This is a genomic window from Pseudomonas sp. Ps21-P2 (genome assembly GCF_039672565.1).
Lineage (GTDB): Bacteria > Pseudomonadota > Gammaproteobacteria > Pseudomonadales > Pseudomonadaceae > Aquipseudomonas.
Genome location: NZ_JBDFPL010000001.1, coordinates 815,493 through 833,878, shown reverse-complemented (window position 1 = coordinate 833,878; position 18,386 = coordinate 815,493). Strand labels below are relative to the sequence as shown.

Sequence of the window (18,386 nt, the reverse complement as noted above, 5' to 3'; positions counted from 1 at the left end):
CCGAGTGCGACCGTCTGGGCAATGGGCAGCGTACTGCTGGTGAGTTCGGCGCAGTTGGGGATGCGCTGGGGCATGAGTCGTCTGCCCTCGCCTGCGCTCTGGTTCGAGCCGGGGAGTCTGACGCGATTCGAGCCCGCAGCCGTGCTGGTGATCGGCGCCGCGATCATCGCTTACGCCCTGTCGATGCTCGCCTGGCTGCTGGCCCTGCGCGACCTGCCCCTAAGTCGTGCCTATTCACTGCTCAGCGTCAGCTACGGGCTGGTGTATGCGCTCGCCGCGGTTCTGCCATTTTTCAACGAGACGTTCACGGGATCGAAAACTTTGGGCGTCATGCTGATCGTGATGGGCGTGCTGACCATCAACCTTCGGCGCATTTCCAGCACTCCTCCACAGGGCTTTTCTTCATGAAAATCAGCGTTTTCGGTAGCGGGTATGTCGGGCTGGTGCAAGCCACCGTCCTTGCTGAAGTCGGCCACGACGTGGTCTGCATGGACATCGATCAGGCCAAGGTCGAGCAGTTGCGGCAGGGTCAGGTGCATATTTTCGAACCGGGGCTGGCCAGCCTGGTGCGGGAGAATCTGGAAAACAAACGCCTGCAGTTCACCACCGACACCCAGTTGGCGGTCGAGCACGCCGAGGTGCTGTTCATCGCCGTCGGCACCCCGTCCCGCGACGATGGTTCCGCGGACCTGAGGGGTTTTTTCGCGGTTGGCGAGGCCATCGCCACTTACCGCTCCGAACCGCTGATCATCGTTGAAAAGTCCACCGTGCCAGTGGGCAGTGGCGATGCCCTGCGTGCACACATCGACAAAGCCCTGCGCCAGGCCGGGCGCTTGCTGCAGTTCGATATCGTCTCCAATCCCGAGTTTCTCAAAGAGGGTTCGGCGGTCAACGACTGCCGGCGTCCGGACCGGATCGTCATCGGCTGCGACAGCGATGCCGTACGCAAGGTGATGCGTGAGCTGTACGCGCCGTTCAACCGCAACCATGACCGGATCATGTTCATGGACCTGCGCAGCGCCGAGCTGACCAAGTACGCGGCCAACTGCATGCTGGCGACCAAGATCAGCTTCATCAACCAGATCGCCGAACTGGCCGAACACCTGGGCGCGGACGTTGAATCGGTGCGGCTGGGCATCGGCGCGGATTCACGGATCGGCTACGACTTCATCTACCCCGGCTGCGGTTACGGTGGCTCGTGCTTCGGCAAGGACATCCGTGCCTTGATCCACAGCGCCCGGGAAGCTCATTGCTCCAACGACCTGCTGGCGGTGGTCGAAGCCATCAACGAGCGGCAGAAGAACAAACTGTTCGAGCGGGTAAAAGCGTTTTACGAAGGGGATCTGCGCGGCAAGACGTTTGCGTTGTGGGGCCTGGCGTTCAAGCCGAACACCGATGACATGCGCGACGCGCCGAGCCGGGTGCTGATGGAAGCGCTGTGGGATGCCGGCGCCACAGTGAGGGCATTTGACCCCGAGGCCATGCAAGAGACGCAGCGACTCTACGGCAACCGCAAGGATTTGATTCTGATGGGCACGCCGGAGTCAACGCTGAACGATGCCGACGCGCTGATCATCTGCACCGAATGGCAACAGTTCAAGGCCCCGGATTTCGAACTGATCCAGCAACGCCTCGCCGCACCGGTGATCTTCGACGGCCGCAACCTGTACGACACCGAGCGGCTGGCGCGCAGCGGGTTTCACTACTACCCGATCGGGCGCGGGGACTCCTGTGAATTGCCGATCCCGCAGAAGCAGTGGCTGCCATACAAAAACCTCGCGGGTGGAGCGATGGTGTAGCGGTCGACGCCTTCCCGGCTAAAGCCGGTCCCACACTAGGGCCCGGCGTCAGTCCCACGAGTTCTTCACACCCCTCAAACCAATTTTTGACAATCGCGGCCCTACTATCCCGCCACTGTCGCGAGGGTGGGATCATTTATATGCTGGTTGTTGAAGATCTGGTGCTGGATACCGGGAAGTACCGGGCATTCCGCGCGGACAAACACCTGAAACTCAACCCGACCAACATCGACATACTGGCGCTGCTGATGCTGAGAAGTCCCGCCATTGTCAGCAAGGAAGAGATCGCCAAAATGCTCTGGGGCGAACAAGGCACTCACAAGAGCACCGGCCTCGGCACTCGCGTGCATCAAATCAGAAAAGTAGTCGACGACGGTTTTGCCTTCCCGCTGGTCCATACGGTGTATGGCGTCGGCTATCAACTTTGTAAATAGCCGCACACGTCGGCTTACGTACCCTCCTTCATCGCCAATTGCTTCCAGTCCTCGGGATTAAGCACACCCCGGATAACCGGCCGACTGCGCTTATCCAGCGATATAAATACCGCACTGTCATATCCGCTGTTATCGGCATGGGGATAACCCTGCTCTTTTTCGATCTGGCCGATACAACCGCTGTGGGTCACCACCACCAGATTACGGTCGTTTGCCTTGTGCGCCATGACCTGGCCAAGGTTCATCTTCTCGCAGTCAAACAGCCAGTCCTGGGACGCAACCGGATGACCGAACAAGGCTGCGGCGGTTTGCTCCGTGCGCGTGGACGGGCTGGCGATGACATCGGTCCGGCCCAGCCCCAGTTGGCTTAATGATCGTCCCACCTCGGCAGACACCTGGTTGCCGTTGCGGGTGATCCCGTCTTCTGGCCCGAAGCATTCCTTGTCAGAGCGGTCGCAGCGCTCGCCGTGGCGCACCAGCACAACCACCTCGCCTTTCTTCCAGCTCGCATAAAGCCCCGCCCTGTTCATGTTCTCACCGCTGGCGAGGGCAATCGGCGAACGCGGCCAATAGGTGTAACCCGTCAACAGCAGGAGCGACACGCCGATGGCCGCAGCGGTCAGCAGCACTCTAACTGTGTGACGGTTTCGAGGTAACTTGCCCGCCCTGAGTGCAAGCGGGACATTGGAATGATCGCGCATCGTGTTACTCCGACTATGAGCCCATCGGCAGATGGAAGTCTGTGTTCTTGAATGGGAACAAGCGTAAACAGCGATGCATGATTGTTTGGTTAACGGCAGGTGAAAAAAACAGTGGCATTAAGAAGTCATTCATTCCGGGCACATGGTTAAATCTTCACGCTTACACGCGCGCTTCAACTAACGAATTACACATTCCTCAAATCTGAATAGAGTTTTCACATTCCCTTCACTGCCGCTTGACCTGCATGTGTTTATGTTCCACCAGCGGCCGGCAATAGCCGGGCAAAGTTAATAATCACGCTTATCGGGACATTTCAACGTGCGAAGCGAACGATCACGATTTTATGCCTGGAACCTGGGTTTACCGATCGCCATTGCGCTGGCGATATTCGTGGTCTTCGACCTCACGTCCCTGGACGAGATGATCAGCAACTGGCTGTACTACCCCAATCACGAGTTTCCCTACGGCCACAACCGCCTGTTCGAAAACCTGACCCACCGCTGGCCGCGGATCATTCCGGACCTCACCGGGGAAGCCGCGATCATTGGTTCAATCCTGTCGTTTATCTGGCCACTGTTCAAACCCGGGCGGCACGACCGGCTGATCAAGTCGCTGGAGACATTGCGCATCGCCCCGGTGCTGCGCTTCACGGCTCGCCACCGGCGGGACTTCCTGTACATCGTCGTGTCGTTTGCAATCATCACCGGGATGATCCATTTCTTCAAAAGCCACACCAGCATCTACTGCCCCGTGGAAACCACGCTGTACGGCGGGACGATGGAGAAAAGGGAGTGGTTCGAGAATTTCAGCCTGTTCCATGAAGCTGGCGCCGGTCGCTGCTGGCCGGGTGGGCATGCTTCCGGCGGCTTCACCATGGTCGCGCTGTACTTCGTCGCGCGGCGTCATCAGTGGCGCCACGCCCGGGCGATCCTTTACGCGTCGATGGTTCTGGGCGCGATCTACGGCACCACGCGCGTCCTGCAGGGCTGGCACTTCATGTCGCACACGTTCTGGGCCGGGGTGATTGTGTGGATCGGTGCGCTGCTCACCGCCCTTGCCTTCTATGGCTGGCGACGGCTCGCCCCTGCGCCCGTCGACGAGGTCAGGCCCGCGCTACGGAGGCGGTCGGTGCCCGGCCCCAATCAGGTCACTGATCTGTAAGTGTGGCATGAGCGCGTCAGCCAGCCAGGCGTGAATCCAGCCGCGCATCTGCGTCGCCGGCATTGGCTCGGCGATTCCGAACCCCTGGACGACCTCACAACCAAGCTGCAAAAGGCGTGAGGCCTGGGCGGGGCTGTTGACGCCCTCGGCGATGACTTCGCGACCGAACGCACTGGCCAGGCCCAGTATCGCCTGCAGGATCGAGATATCACCGGGGGCGTCGAGCATGCCGTGAATGAACGTCTGGTCGATCTTCAGTTGCGCCACCGGCAAGCGCTTCAAGTAGCTAAGGGATGAATACCCTGTGCCGAAATCGTCCAGGGCAAATCTCACGCCCAGTTGTTCGCAGGCACGCAGGGTGCGCGAGACCCCTTCGACGTCTTCCAGCGCGCTGGTTTCGAGGATCTCGATCATCAGCATTTCCGGCCCGACATCAGGGTGAGCCGCAAGCCGTTCGGTCAGGTTGGCCACGAAATCAGGGTGTTGAAGTTGCCGTGCCCCAACGTTGATGCTCACGGCCAGACGCAGCCCCTCCCGTTGCCAGCACTCGATCTGGCTCAAGGCACTTTCGAGCACCCACTCCCCGACCACTTCCGCCAGTGAGCTGCTTTCGAACAGCGGCAGAAAACTGCCCGGCAACAGCAGTCCGCGCTCCGGATGCTCCCAACGCAGCAGGGCTTCCGCACCGACGACCGCGCCCGTGCGCAGGTTGACCTTGGGCTGAAAATACAGGCGCAGTTCCTTCTCGCGAATGGCCTGATCGATACGGTCCAGTCGCGCGTTGTGCCCACGCATCTCCTGGTCATGCTGCGCATCAAACACGCGGAAGCGATTCTTGCCCTCGAGTTTCGCCTGATACATCGCCTGATCGGCCTGGCGCAGCAACTGATCGGCGCTGATCTCGTTGTCCTGCGGGTAGTAACTGACGCCGATGCTCGCCGAGAGCGTCAGGTTCAGCGCGCCCACCTGCACCATTTCGCTGGCGGCCGCCAGCAGTCGCTCAAGCATCGGCGCGCTGTCGCAGACTTGATCGAGATCGACAACCAGCGCCACAAACTCATCTCCGCCCAGGCGTGCCAGCGTGCAGGCATCGCTTAGCGCCTGCTGCATGCGTCGCGACACGCTGGACAGCACCCGATCACCCACGTCATGCCCGTGCAGATCGTTGATCGCCTTGAAGCCGTCAAGGTCCAGGTAGCCCAGCGCCAGCCGGGTGCCGTTGCTCAAAGCATCGGCCATCGCCTGCTGCATGCGCGAGGCCAGCAGGACGCGGTTCGGCAAATGGGTCAGCGGGTCGTAATGGGCCACGTATTCCAGCTGACGCTGATAGCTGTGCAGTTCGGTGACGTCGGTGAACAGCGACACATAATGCTGAGTGACGCCACGGGCATCGACGATGGCGGTAATGGTCTGCCGCGCGGCGTACTCCGATCCGTCACGTCGACGGTTCCACAAGTCGCCCTGCCAGTAACGCTCCGAGAGCAGGCTGTGCCAGAGGCTGACGTACTGCGCACGCGGGGTCCTGCCGGAGGCGAGGAAGCGCGGATTCTCGCCCATCGACTCCTCGCGTCCATAGCCGGTGATGGTAGTGAAAGCGTCGTTGACTTCGATGATCGCACCGGCCGGGTCGGTGATCATGATGCCTTCCCGCGCGTGGGTGAACACGCTGGCGGCGAGGTTGAGTCGCTGCTCGATCTGGCGGCGCGCGGTGAGGTCGGTGAGGGTCACCCGAATGCCACTTGACTCGCCGCCGGGGCGCGCGCAGTTCAGCCGCGCCTGCCAGTGCGTACCGTCGGTGCGCTCCAGGCTCAGATCGCACTCTTGCGCCTGGCCCGTGCGACAGACCCGGGCGAATACTTGCTGCCAATGGTCGCGGTCCCGGCTGACGACACGGCCGGCAAAACGGCGCTGCAGCAGGCGATGACGCGGGTAGGTCAACAGTGTCTCGCCGGTGCGGTTGACGGCTTCAATGACCCCTTGCGGGGTCAGCGTCAGGTAGCCCACCGGCGCGTTCTCATACAAATCCAGATAGAGATCGCGCGAGGCTTCCAATGCGGATTGCGCAGCGCGCAGTTCCTCGTTCTGAGTCTGCAATTCAACCTGATGCAATTGCAGGTCAAGCAGCAGCCGGGCGTTGTCATCCAGGTCGTCGAGCGGGTCGGCGGATTGGGCGATATGGGGCGCAGAGGGCGGCGTCTTCATGGTCCTCCCGCGCCTCAGGTCTGCGAACGTTCAGGCTGCATCGCCAGCAGAATCAGGTGCGGACGCGTGCCGTCCCCTACCACCCGACGGGCATTCAGGGTGATCGCCCGCGGCCCTGAGCCGGTCAGCTCATGCTCCACGACGAAACCGTCGAAGCTGGTGTCACTTTCCAGAATCGTGCCGAGCTTTTGCCGCAGCGCCGGGATATCCCACTGTCGGTTGTTGAGTTCGAAGAGCTTGCGGCCGGTGGTCAACGGCTCAGTCGTCGGGAAGGTGCGGTAATAGGAACGACTGGCGGACACGACGCAGAGGTTTTCATCCAGCACCAGCAACGGCTCGATCACCGTGTCGACGATGGCCTCCGCCAGTTCCCGCGCAGCCTGCACAGCCTTCTGGTTAGCGATGCGGCTGTTGATGTCGTGGAAGGTCATCACCACGCCGTCGATGACGTTGTCCAGCGTGCGGTACGGTGCCAGCCGCGCCAGGAACCAGTTGCCCGAGACAGTGCACAGCTCGATCTCTTGCGGGATCAGCATGTCGAGCACCTCCTGTGCGGGGACCAGCAGGTCCAGGGAGTGAATGTACGAAGAGATATCGGCCAGTGGCCGCCCCACATCCTTGGGAATCAGGCGGTAGATCTTCACGGCATCGCGCGTGAAGCGGCGAATAATCAGCTTTGTGTCAAGAAATATAGTCCCGATATTGATGCTGTCGAGGAGGTTCTTCATGTCATTTTGCATGTCGCCGAGCTGCTCGATTTTCGCTTGCAGCTCTGCGTTCACGGTGACCAGTTCCTCATTGACCGATTGCAGTTCTTCACGGGAGGTTTCCAGCTCCTCGTTGGATGACTGCAGCTCCTCATTGGTCGATTGCATCTCTTCGTTGGCCGCGCCCAGCTCCTCGTTCAGGTGCTGCAATTCATCGATGGTCGCCTGCAGATTCTCCCGCGTGTAAGCCAGGTCGTGCTCCAGCAGCCTGACCCGTTCGGGCGCCAGATGTGCGGCCGTGGCGGGCAATGCGTCCGGCGGGATATCTAGGCCGCGGGCCGGTTCCTGGAACGTGATCAGCAGCAATTGCTCGCCCTGAGCCGTGTTGCCCATCCGGCGCACGCTGAGGCTGACCCAGCGCGTCGTGCCATCGCTGCTGACCGGCAGCGGCTGGGTCGAGGTCGGTTCGGCGCTGAGGGCGGCACATTGCACCGCACCGCGCAGGTCCAGCTGCAGGCCTTCGCGGGCCATTTCGACCACGTTGAGGCTGGCCTGCCCCGGCGCCGGACGCAAGTAGCGTCCCGTGTCGCCGTGGACGTACAGAATGTTGCCGGTCAGATCGGTGACCACCGAGGCAGGGCCGAAGTCCTGCAGCAGCGCCCGGCGGGTCAGTTCGGCAATGTTGGTTTCCTTGGTCATGGTCGCAGGGCGGTCCGCAGGTCGGCTGATGGGTTTGGGCAGCCACGACAGCGTGCTGTCCATCGGCATGGATTTGGGGGTTCGGGTCTTCACGGCCCGGTAGAATTTCCATTTGCGCTGCAACGGCGTGAACAGTGTGGCATGCCCGCCGATGCTCTCGGAGGGTGACAGAAACAGCACGCCGTCAGGCTTGAGCGCGTAGTGAAAGGTCGGAATCAGGCGGTTCTGCAGCGCATGCCCCAGGTAGATCATCAGGTTGCGGCAGCACAACAGATCGATGCGGGTGAAGGGCGGATCCTTGATCACGTTCTGCACCGCGAAGACGATCATCTCGCGGATTTCCTTCTTCACCCGGTAGCCGCCTTCAACGGGGCTGAAATAACGCTCCAAGCGTTCGGCGCTGACGTCACTGGCGATGGTCTGCGGATAAAAACCGGCGCGGGCGGTACTGATGGCGTCGGCGTCCAGGTCGGTGGCGAACACCTGAATGCCCGGCACCACACCGGCGGCCTGCCCCTGCGCGTGCAGCAGTTCATGCAGAACAATGGCCACCGAGTAAGCCTCCTCGCCGCTGGCGCAACCGGCGATCCACACTCGCAGCGGCTCATTGGGAGCCTTGGCGTCGATCATCGGCTGGAGGATCTGCCGTTGCATGACCGTGAACGCAGCAGGGTCACGAAAGAACTGAGTGACGTTGATCAGCAACTCGTTGAACAGCGACTTGCACTCCTCTGCCGAGTCCTTCAGCAGCCGCAGGTAATCATCCTCACCAGCGAGGTGCATGATCTGCAGACGCCGCTCGATCCGCCGGGCGATGGTGCTCTTTTTATACTGCGTGAAATCATGGCCGGTCATGCTGCGCAGGTGCAGAAGAATCTGCTGCATGGCGTCCCCCTGCCTGATCGACGGTGCAGGACCGTCCGGGTCCCTGGCGCCGGTGAGTACCCCAGGCATTTGCTCGACGCTCAGGACATGACTGGCGTTGCCCGCCTGAATCGCGCTGTTGGGCATGCCGCTGTAGGTCGCCTCCTCCGGCCATTGCACCAGGGTTCGGCCGCCATGGTCGAGAATCGCCCGGCAGCCGGCAGTGCCGTCTGCACCGGTCCCGGACAGAATCACGCCGACTGCCCTCGCCCCGTGATGCTCGGCCATCGACGCGAAGCAGGCGTCGATGGGCAGATGGTGGCCGCGCTCGCCCTCGTAGCGGGTCAGGACCAGCGCATTGGCCGTGACGCTCAGGGCGTACTGCGGCGGGATCACGTACAGGGTGTCGGCGTCGAGGGTCGCGCCATGGGTGGCCTCGACGACTGTCATGGAGGTCGAACGGGCGAGGATTTCGGTGAGCAGGCTGGGTGTGGTCGGAGCAAGATGCTGGATGACCAGAAAGCTGATCCCGGAGTCGCTTGGCATCAATCGTAGGAAGCGCTGCAACACTTCCAGGCCGCCCGCTGACGCGCCAAGCCCGACGAGCAGGCGGCCTTGCGGGCGGTTGTGCAGCGCGGTGTCGGGCACGGGACGCCTCCATGTGTCGAATGGACGGGGATGATGCCCGCTGCCAGCCCACCCGGCAATGGCGGATATGCCACCATCGCCCGCCGGACACGCGATAGGCCAGACAGGCGAACGCATTGATGTCACACTGGCGCCCGCCCAGACCCTGATAGCTCAGTGCCATATTAGTGCAGCACGGGTCACGGCGTGGCGCCTGATTGCCGTTCATCCAGAAGCGGAAATCTCTTCCTGCGTCCCCAGTCCATCCTTTCTCTGAACCACTGCGTCGAGACGTCACCCATGAAGTCGGACACCGTACAAATTGCCCCCCTGGATTTTCTCCTGGGCGGCGGCGAAATGGGGCAGCTGATCCGGGACTTCGACTGGGCGTCGACATCGTTGGGCGAGCCGGCGGGCTGGCCGCAGTCCCTGCGCTCGGCCATCAGCATCTGCCTGCATTCGAGTTTCCCGACGGCTATCTATTGGGGCGAGGATTTCTGCCTGCTGTACAACGACGCCTGGGCGCCGATTCCGGCGGATCGCCATCCGGCCGTGCTGGGGCGCCCGGCGCGGGAAGTCTGGTCGGCCATCTGGGACGTCGTCGGCCCGCAGTTCGAGGCGGCCTACCGGGACGCCCAAGGTTTTTCGACGTTCGACCAACTGTTGATGATGGAACGCGGCGGGCGGGCGCAGGAAAGCTGGTGGAACTACAGCCTCACGCCCATTCGCGGCGAAAACGGCCGTATCGCGGGCATCCTCAATCAGGGCCACGAGGTGACTGACCGTATTCTGGCCGAGCGTCGCCGGGCGCAAGAACTCGTCCGCCAGCGCAAGATGTTCGAGCAGGCGCCCGGCTTCATCACCGTGCTCAACGGCCCCGAGCACCGCTTTGAATTCGTCAACCAGTCCTACACCCGGCTGTTCGGCGAGCGCGACTACGTGGGCAAGACCATTTACGAAGCGTTCCCGGAGCTGGTGGGCCAAGGGTTTTACGAATGGCTGGATGAGGTCTACAGCACCGGCGAGCGGCTGGTGCAGCAACGCACCCCGATCCAGCTCAGTCATCCCGACGCCCCGTCCGAAGTGCGTTATCTGGATTTCATCTACGAACCGCTGCTCGATGAAACCGGTCAGGTCACCGGTATCTTTTGTGAAGGCTACGACGTGACCGAGGCGCATATCTCCCGAGCCGCGCTGGAGGCCAGCGAAGCGGCGTTGCGCGAGGAAACCCGGACCCTGGAAACGCTGAACCGGGTCAATACCGAGCTGGCCCTGGAGCTGGACCTCAAACGCCTGGTGCAGACCGTGACCGATGCCGGCCGCGAGATGACGGGCGCGGAGATCGGCGGGTATTTCCACAATGCTACCAGCGGTCATTTTGACCTCTTCACGCTGTCGGGCGCTCAGTCGTCCGAACTGGCGTACTTGCCGGGGCCGCGGGCCTGTCCGGTGTTCGCACCGGCGTTCCTCACCGAGGGCGTGATGCGCTCTGACGACATCCTGCCGGACCCACGCTATGGCGGCATCACGCCGCATTTTGGCTTGCCGGCCGGCCATGCGCCGGTGCGCAGCTACCTGGCAGTCTCGGTGGTGTCGCGCTCGGGTGACGTGCTGGGCGGGCTGTTCTACGGCCACACCGAGCCCGCTCAATTTACCCCGCGCCACGAAAACCTGATGTCGGCCCTGGCCGCTCAGGCCGCCATTGCGATCGACAACGCGACGCTGTTCCAGCAGGTGCAGAGCGCCAACGAAACCCTTGAACAGCGGGTGCAGGCTCGTTCCCAGGAATTGTCCGAAGCCCATTCGGCCCTGCGCCAGGCGCACAAGATGGAAGCCATCGGGCAGCTCACCGGCGGCATCGCCCACGACTTCAACAACCTGCTCGCCGGCATCATCGGCAGCCTGGAAATGATCGAGCGGCGCATCGCCAACGGCCGGGTCGACGGCCTGGATCGCTACGTCAATGCCGCCCACGATTCGGCCAATCGCGCCGCCACCCTCACCCAGCGGCTGCTGGCGTTCTCCCGTCGCCAGACCCTCGACCCCAAGCCCACCGACGTCAATCGGCTGGTGGCGGGCATGGGTCAGCTCATCGCGTCCACCATCGGCCCGTCCATCAGCATCAGCACCATTGCCAGCGGCGACCTGTGGCTCAGCAAGATCGACGCACCGCAGCTGGAAAGCGCGCTGGTCAATCTGACGCTCAATGCCCGCGACGCGATGCCCAACGGCGGCGTACTCACCGTGCAGACCCGCAACGTCTCCGCTGACCACGTCGCCGGGATCGCGGCGCAACTGCCCTCGGGTGACTTCGTTGAACTCAGCGTGAGCGACAGCGGTACCGGCATCGCACCGGAGATCCTCGACAGGATTTTCGACCCGTTCTTCACCACCAAACCCATCGGCCAGGGCACAGGCCTGGGGTTGTCGATGATTCACGGTTTTGTGCACCAGTCCGGCGGCACCATTCAGGCGCGCTCCGCCCACGGCGCGGGCACGACGATCTCGATGTACTTGCCGCGCCATCTGGGTGACCGCGAACAAGCGACTGCCCGCTGCCCGTCGCAGCCCCACAGCCGTGGCGAAAGCGTGCTGGTCATCGACGACGAGCCCCACGTGCGCATGCTGATGTGCGACGCCCTGCGCGAACGCGGTTATCAGGTCAGCGAAGCCATGGACGGGCCGTCGGGGTTGCAAATGCTCCGCTCGATGGCATCGATTGATCTGCTGGTGACCGACGTCGGCCTGCCCGGCGGCATGAATGGCCGACAGGTCGCCGACGCCGCCCGCGCCCTGCTGCCCTCACTGGATGTGCTGTTCGTCACCGGTTACGCGCAAAACTCGGCGGTGGGCGGCGATCAACTGGAAACCGGTATGGCCGTATTGCTCAAGCCCTTTGGCATGAACGTCTTCGCGCAGAAGGTCGGCGAGATGCTCCAGGCTGGCGCTCTCGCTCACGACTGATCGGTCAGGTTTTTTCGCCCTCTCACGGAACTCACAGGCCCGGCATGCCCCTAAGCACGACGTCAGCGAACCGGCACAACGCCAGTTCCACGAGAGGTTTAGGTTTCCATGTCTTCCAGCACCCCATCCGCCGCCATAGGCCAACCAGACGAGCAGCGCACTTCGCCGCGTCGTCTGATCTTCATCTCGGTCCTTGTCGCCACCATGGGCGCACTCGCTTTCGGTTACGACACGGGCATCATCGCGGGCGCTCTGCCCTTCATGACCTTGCCGCTCGATCAGGGCGGTCTTGGCCTGAACCCCGTCAGCGAAGGGCTGATCACCGCATCGCTGATCGTCGGGGCCGCCTTCGGCTCGCTGGCCAGCGGTTACCTGTCCGACCGTTTTGGCCGACGCGTGACCCTGCGCATGCTGTCGCTGTTGTTCATTGTCGGCGCCCTCGGTACAGCTACCGCGCCGTCGGTGCCGTTCATGGTCGCCGCGCGCTTTCTGCTGGGCATCGCCGTTGGCGGTGGTTCGGCCACAGTGCCGGTGTTCATTGCCGAAATCGCCGGTCCCTCGCGCCGCGCGCGACTGGTCAGCCGCAACGAGCTGATGATCGTCAGCGGCCAGTTGCTGGCCTACGTGCTGAGCGCGGTGCTCGCGGCCTTGCTGCACACCCCCGGCATCTGGCGCTACATGCTGGCCATCGCCATGGTCCCGGGCGTTTTGCTGCTGATCGGTACGTTCTTCGTGCCGCCGTCGCCGCGCTGGCTGGCCTCGAAAGGTCGTTTCGATGAAGCGCAGCAGGTGCTCGAACAACTGCGCGACACCAAAGACGCCGCCAAGCGCGAAGTCGAGGAAATGAAAACCCAGGAGAAGGAAGCCCACAAGCGCGTCGCCGCTCGCGAGTTGCTGCGTCAGCCGTGGGTGTTGAAGCTGTTGCTGATCGGTGTCGGGCTGGGCTTTACCGCGCAGTTCACCGGCGTCAACGCGTTCATGTACTACACGCCCATCATCCTCAAACACACCGGCATGGGCACCAACGCTGCACTGACCGCGACCATCGGCAACGGCATCGTCTCGGTCATCGCGACCTTGCTGGGGATCTGGGCCATCGGCCGTTACGGGCGTCGTCACCTGCTGATGACCGGTCTGGTCATCGTGATCATGATGCAGGCGGCGCTGGGTTGCGTGCTGATGTTCATGCCGCAGAACCTGACCCAGAGCTATGCCGCGCTGGCGTGCATTCTGGTGTTCCTGCTGTTCATGCAGATGTGCATCTCACCGGTGTACTGGCTGCTGATGTCCGAGCTGTTCCCGATGCAGGTCCGTGGCTTGCTGACCGGCACGGCGGTGTCGATGCAGTGGCTGTTCAACGCGACCGTCGCGTTCCTGTTCCCGATCGCGGTGGACACGATCGGCAACCCGACCTTCTTCGTGTTTGCGGCCATCAACATCGGCTCGCTGATCTTCGTCTTCCTGTGCCTGCCGGAAACCAAGGGCAAGTCCCTGGAGCAGATCGAGAAGCACATGAAGAAGGAGCTGTGAGACGAGGTTTCGAGTCCCGGGCCTTGCGTCCGGGACATTAAGACCGAAGGGCTTCTACCGCGCACATTCAGCCAAGCAATTCGGTGATCCAGCGCACTTGCTGCTCGGTGTCGCGAAGCTTGTCTTCCGGCACCGCCTGCCGCGCACGTTGCAAGTTGGCCAACGTGCGCTGCCTGTAACGCAGCAGGCGCCGCCACTTGTCGAGAAACGCCGGGCTGCGCGCCGCCATCAACAGCGGGCCGAAGTACAACGCTTCAGGGCTGTACACCACCGGCCCGCTGCGTTCGGCGACGATGATTTCGTAGTCGAAGCGGTTCTCCCGCAGCACGTCCTCATGGACGATGCGATAACCGTTGTCCATCAACCACCGACGTAGTTCAGGCTCGCCGCCGTTGGGCTGCAGAATCAGTTGTTCCCTTCCACTGAGACGCTGTTTACCGGCCTCAAAGATGTTGCGAATCGTCTCGCCGCCCATGCCGCAGAGGCTGATCGCGCTAATGCCGTCATCCGCTTCAATCGCCGCCAGGCCATCGGCCAGACGCACGCGGATGTGCTCCTCGAAGCCGTTCTCGCGCACGGTACGTTCGGCCGCCCTGAACGGCGTCGGCGCCACCTCCCCCGCCACGGCCATCGCAATAAGCCCTCGGCGCATCAGCGCCACCGGCAGGTAGGCGTGATCGGAGCCGATGTCGGCCAGTCGCGCGCCGGCCGGCACCAGCGCCGCCACCCGCTCCAGGCGCCTGGACAATGTGTGTTCGTTCAACGTTGCCGCCCCTGTTCTCGCTACCGCCTGGCACGACCTGCCGAAACGGGGCGTGAGTCTGTCGGGCTGTGGCGCGGATTTCAACTGCGTTGAGTTGTGGCCGGCGGCTTTAACATCGGGTGCTAAGGCAGCTTGGCAATCACCTTGATCTCGAAATCAAAGCCATACAGCCAGGTCACGCCTACGGCGGTGATGGTCGGGTGCGGCGCTTCGCCCCAGAACTCCGGCACCACTTCCCAGGCCTTTTCGAAGGTCGACTGCGGATCGACCATGAACACGGTGACGTCAATCACGTCATCGAAGGTGCAGCCGGCGGCATTGAGAATGGCGTTGAGATTGGTGAACGCCAGGCGAACCTGGGCGCGCAGATCGGGTTCGGGCGAGCCATCTTCGCGGCTGCCCACTTGTCCCGAGACAAACAGCAAGCCGGCGGATTTGATCGCCGGCGAGTAGCGATTGCGCTCGTACAATGCGTGGCGGCCGGGCGGGAATACAACGTCACGAACAGTCATGGGTCTTCTCCTTCAGCGGAGCGGGAGGCTCCGTCGTTTCGATGGGCAGACTGTAGGGCGGCGGATTCGCTGGATAAACCAGCAGCCTTGATCAAGACTGTTTGGATTAACCAAACAATCAGGTGGCGCGATGGACCGTTTCGACGCGATGCAGGCGTTCGTTCGAGTGGTGGAAACCGGCAGTTTCACCAAGGCCGCCGGCACGTTGCACATGAGCAAGACCACGGTGACGCAATTGGTGCAACAGCTCGAAGCGCGGTTGCGGGTCAAGCTGCTCAACCGCACCACGCGCAAGGTCAACGTCACCGCCGACGGCGCGGTGTTCTACGAACGCGCACTGCGCGTGCTGGCGGATCTGGACGACGCGGAAACCGGTCTGTCCGCTGCCTCCGCCTCGCCCCGAGGGCGTTTGCGTGTCGACGTGCCCAGCCCGTTCGCACGCATGGTGCTGATCCCGGCACTGCCAGACTTCAACGCGCGCTACCCCGACATCCAGATCGACCTGGGCGTGAGCGACCGGATGATCGACCTCATCGGCGAGAACGTTGACTGCGTGGTGCGCGGCGGCGAGCTGACCGACCAATCGCTGATGGCGCGGCACATCACCGACCTGAAGCTGGGCGTCTACGCGGCGCCGACCTACCTGCAGCGCGCAGGCAAGCCGGCTCATCCCCGTGACCTCGAAGACCCGCAGCACCGCATCGTCGGTTACCGCTGGGCGCGCACCGGGCAGCTATTCCCGATGGTGCTGCAGCGGGACGGCGAAAGGGTTCAGGTGCAGAGCCGCTACTTGCTCACGGTGGACGACGGCAACGCGTACCTTGCAGCAGGCCTCGCCGGCATGGGCGCCCTCTGGCTGCCGCAGTACATGGCACAGGCGTCGGTGCTCGGCGGTGAGTTGGTTACGCTGTTCGACGACTGGCAGCTGGAGTCGATGCCGATGTACGTGGCCTTCCCGCCCAACCGGCACATCAGCATCAAGCTGCGGGTGTTCATCGACTGGGTTGTGGAGTTGATGGGCGACGGGTACAAAAGCCGATCTTCCGCAATGGCTGAACAAGGAGCGACGCGCAATGGATGAAGTGATCAGTTATCGAAAAGCCACGGCCGAGGATGTGGCGGCGATCTGCGAACTGGGGCAGTTGCTCAACGCCATTCACCACGCTGAGCGCCCCGATATCTACGCGGCTGAAACCCTGGATCACATCCGCGATGCCCCTCACTGGATGAGCTTTCTGAACAACCCGGAGCAGGTTATTTTCCTGGCGTTCGTCGGGGATCGAGCGGCGGGGTTTGTCAGCGCGGGGATGTTTTCAGCGGGCGGGCCGTTGATGCAGCCGATGGCATTCGCGCGAATTGGCTCGGTGTGCGTGGCCCAGGTTTTCTGGGGGAAAGGCTTGGGCCGTGGGCTGATCCAGCACGTGCAAGCGTGGGCGCTGGAACGCGGCGCGCAGGACATTCGCCTGTCGGTGTGGGGCTTCAATACCCATGCGCGGCGGCTGTATGAAGAGCTCGGGTTTGAGACACGGGCTTATGAAATGGGGAGGCGGTTGATGTGACTGCCGTTCATCGCACCTGACAGAGACCTTGTAGACGACCGGTCAGTTTTGTCTTAAGGTGCTGCGCATTATGAAGAAACCCAACCTGGAAATGCGCCAACACATCATCGACGTCGCCAAGTCGCTGATGACCCACAAGGGCTACACTGCCGTGGGCCTGGCAGAAGTGGTGAGCGCGGCGGGCGTGCCCAAGGGCTCGTTTTACTATTACTTCAAATCGAAGGAAGAGTTCGGCGCTGCGTTGCTCGATGAGTACTTCTCCGAGTACCTCGGCCGTGTCGACACCGTCATGACACGGTCGGGCACCGGAGCTGAAAAGCTGCTGGCCTACTTCGATTACTGGATCGAGACCCAGGGCACTGATCACCCAGAAGGCAAATGCCTGGTGGTCAAGCTGGGCCCGGAAGTCTGCGATTTGTCCGAGGACATGCGCAGGGTGCTGGAGGCCGGCACGGCGAAGATCATCAAGCGCATCACCGCCTGCGTGGACATGGGCCTGGCAGACGGCAGCCTGCACATCGAAGAAGGCAGCGAAGCCTTCGCCGAAACCCTCTATCAACTGTGGCTGGGCGCTTCCCTTCTGGTGAAAGTGAACAAGTCCACCACGCCCTTCGACACGGCCATGAGCCTGACCCAACGCCTGCTGCGGTAGCAGGCGCTTTTTTTTGAAAGATTGGTAGACGACCGGTCAAATATGCGAGTAATTATCAATGAGTGATATCAGTAACAGCACCGACTTGTTTTCCCCAGTGCGCATGGGCGCCATCGAAATGGCCAACCGCATTGTCATGGCCCCCGTCACCCGCAGCCGCTACGAAGAAGACGGCGTGCCCGGTGAACTGCACGCCACCTATTACGCCCAGCGTGCCACCGCCGGATTGATCGTGGCCGAAGCCACCAACATCTCGGCCCAGGGACGCGGCTATGCGGCGACGCCCGGGATCTGGAGCGAAGCGCAGGTCGCCGGCTGGCGCAAAGTCACCGACGCCGTGCACGCGGCCGGCGGCAAGATCGTCAGCCAGCTCTGGCATGTGGGGCGGTTCTCAAGCGTCGACCTGCAGCCCAACGGCGAAGCCCCGGTCGCGCCGTCCGCGATTCAGGCCGAGCGCAACACGTACACGGCCAACGGCTTCGTCCCGGTGTCGATGCCCCGGGCGCTGGAAACCGACGAAATCCCCGGCATTATCGAGCAGTACAAACTCGCTGCCGAGAACGCCAAGCGCGCAGGATTTGACGGTGTTGAGGTTCACTCGGCCAACAGCTACCTGCTCGACCAGTTCCTGCGCGACTCCACCAACCAGCGCACCGACCAGTACGGTGGCTCGATTGAAAACCGTGCCCGGCTGACGCTGGAAGTTACCCAGGCCATCGTCGACATCTGGGGCAACGATCGCGTGGGGATTCGACTGTCGCCGGTGACGCCGGATGCGGGCAACACGCCGCCGGACAGCAACGTCATGGCGTTGCACGGTTACCTGATTCAGCAGTTGAACCGCTTCGACCTGGCGTACCTGCACTTCGTCGAAGGCGCGACCGCCACCTCCCGCGACGTGCCGGAAGGCGTGGACATGGACGCCCTGAGCGCCCAGTTCAACGGCCCGTTCATTGGCAACAACAACTACGACCTGGACATGGCCGTCCAGCGCCGCGCCCAGGGCAAGATCGACGCCGTCGCGTTCGGCCGCCTGTTCATCTCCAACCCGGACCTGGTTGCGCGTCTGCGCCATGGCGCCGAACTGACCATCGCCCCGCGCGAAAGCTATTACGGCGGCGGCGCCAAGGGCTACACCGACTGGCCGCTGGGCACTTACTAACAGCGCTGGCAACCGCACCGCTTTCAAGCACCGCATTCAATAAAGGCTA

At 62.6% G+C, this 18,386-nt stretch carries 14 protein-coding genes and 1 pseudogene; 10 read left to right on the top strand and 5 right to left on the bottom strand.

Annotated features, from left to right (window positions below; all coding sequences use genetic code 11):
• Positions 1-21: 21 nt before the first annotated feature.
• From arnF to ABEH28_RS03580, 3 genes and pseudogenes are all read left to right on the top strand, one after another.
• Positions 22-427 (top strand): annotated as a pseudogene (gene arnF / locus ABEH28_RS03590) (4-amino-4-deoxy-L-arabinose-phosphoundecaprenol flippase subunit ArnF).
• The gene (locus ABEH28_RS03585; protein WP_346629140.1) at positions 405-1,799 is read left to right on the top strand and encodes a UDP-glucose/GDP-mannose dehydrogenase family protein; all 1,395 of its coding nucleotides are present in this window, start codon (positions 405-407) and stop codon (positions 1,797-1,799) included. The pseudogene arnF and the gene ABEH28_RS03585 overlap by 23 nt, the downstream one beginning before the upstream one ends.
• Before the next feature lie 140 nt (positions 1,800-1,939).
• Entirely contained in the window at positions 1,940-2,233 is a 294-nt protein-coding gene (locus ABEH28_RS03580) for a winged helix-turn-helix domain-containing protein (protein ID WP_205483730.1), read from the top strand.
• A gap of 14 nt (positions 2,234-2,247) precedes the next feature.
• On the opposite strand, the gene ABEH28_RS03575 is transcribed toward ABEH28_RS03580, so the two are convergent.
• Positions 2,248-2,862: a histidine phosphatase family protein gene (locus tag ABEH28_RS03575; RefSeq protein WP_346629139.1), complete on the bottom strand. Its 615-nt coding sequence runs from the start codon at positions 2,860-2,862 to the stop codon at positions 2,248-2,250.
• A gap of 391 nt (positions 2,863-3,253) precedes the next feature.
• Between ABEH28_RS03575 and ABEH28_RS03570 the strand changes: the two genes are divergently transcribed.
• Positions 3,254-4,096, top strand: a complete 843-nt coding sequence (locus ABEH28_RS03570) for a phosphatase PAP2 family protein (RefSeq protein WP_346629138.1) — start codon at positions 3,254-3,256, stop codon at positions 4,094-4,096.
• Here the strand turns inward: ABEH28_RS03570 and ABEH28_RS03565 are convergent.
• Together ABEH28_RS03565 and ABEH28_RS03560 are read right to left on the bottom strand one after the other, a co-directional pair.
• Positions 4,049-6,298, bottom strand: a complete 2,250-nt coding sequence (locus ABEH28_RS03565; protein ID WP_346629137.1) for an EAL domain-containing protein — start codon at positions 6,296-6,298, stop codon at positions 4,049-4,051. The two genes, ABEH28_RS03570 and ABEH28_RS03565, sit on opposite strands and share 48 nt — an antisense overlap.
• Before the next feature lie 14 nt (positions 6,299-6,312).
• Positions 6,313-9,216, bottom strand: coding sequence for a chemotaxis protein CheB (locus ABEH28_RS03560; protein WP_346629136.1), 2,904 nt, complete (start codon positions 9,214-9,216; stop codon positions 6,313-6,315).
• A gap of 279 nt (positions 9,217-9,495) precedes the next feature.
• Here ABEH28_RS03560 and ABEH28_RS03555 point away from each other — a divergent pair, with 279 nt between their 5' ends.
• Positions 9,496-12,159: an ATP-binding protein gene (locus tag ABEH28_RS03555; protein ID WP_346629135.1), complete on the top strand. Its 2,664-nt coding sequence runs from the start codon at positions 9,496-9,498 to the stop codon at positions 12,157-12,159.
• A gap of 108 nt (positions 12,160-12,267) precedes the next feature.
• Positions 12,268-13,689: a sugar porter family MFS transporter gene (locus tag ABEH28_RS03550; RefSeq protein WP_346629134.1), complete on the top strand. Its 1,422-nt coding sequence runs from the start codon at positions 12,268-12,270 to the stop codon at positions 13,687-13,689.
• 67 nt (positions 13,690-13,756) lie between these two features.
• Here ABEH28_RS03550 and ABEH28_RS03545 read toward each other — a convergent pair whose 3' ends face one another.
• Together ABEH28_RS03545 and ABEH28_RS03540 are read right to left on the bottom strand one after the other, a co-directional pair.
• Complete coding sequence (locus ABEH28_RS03545; RefSeq protein WP_346629133.1) at positions 13,757-14,452, bottom strand: tRNA (adenine(22)-N(1))-methyltransferase TrmK; 696 nt, start codon at positions 14,450-14,452, stop codon at positions 13,757-13,759.
• A gap of 122 nt (positions 14,453-14,574) precedes the next feature.
• Positions 14,575-14,964, bottom strand: a complete 390-nt coding sequence (locus ABEH28_RS03540) for a RidA family protein (protein WP_108119461.1) — start codon at positions 14,962-14,964, stop codon at positions 14,575-14,577.
• Positions 14,965-15,094: 130 nt separating this feature from the next.
• On the opposite strand from ABEH28_RS03540, the gene ABEH28_RS03535 reads away from it, so the two are divergent.
• The 4 genes from ABEH28_RS03535 to ABEH28_RS03520 all read left to right on the top strand — a co-directional run bounded on the left by ABEH28_RS03535 (position 15,095) and on the right by ABEH28_RS03520 (position 18,337).
• Complete coding sequence (locus tag ABEH28_RS03535) at positions 15,095-16,045, top strand: LysR substrate-binding domain-containing protein (RefSeq protein WP_346629132.1); 951 nt, start codon at positions 15,095-15,097, stop codon at positions 16,043-16,045.
• A complete protein-coding gene (locus tag ABEH28_RS03530; protein ID WP_346629131.1) occupies positions 16,038-16,523 on the top strand; it encodes a GNAT family N-acetyltransferase in 486 nt (161 codons plus the stop codon). Before ABEH28_RS03535 ends, ABEH28_RS03530 begins: the two co-directional genes overlap by 8 nt.
• Before the next feature lie 70 nt (positions 16,524-16,593).
• Positions 16,594-17,175 carry a TetR/AcrR family transcriptional regulator gene (locus ABEH28_RS03525; RefSeq protein ID WP_346629130.1) on the top strand — a complete coding sequence of 194 codons (582 nt, stop codon included), beginning with the start codon at positions 16,594-16,596 and terminating at the stop codon, positions 17,173-17,175.
• 58 nt (positions 17,176-17,233) lie between these two features.
• Positions 17,234-18,337, top strand: coding sequence for an alkene reductase (locus ABEH28_RS03520; protein WP_346629129.1), 1,104 nt, complete (start codon positions 17,234-17,236; stop codon positions 18,335-18,337).
• The last annotated feature ends 49 nt before the right edge of the window (positions 18,338-18,386 follow it).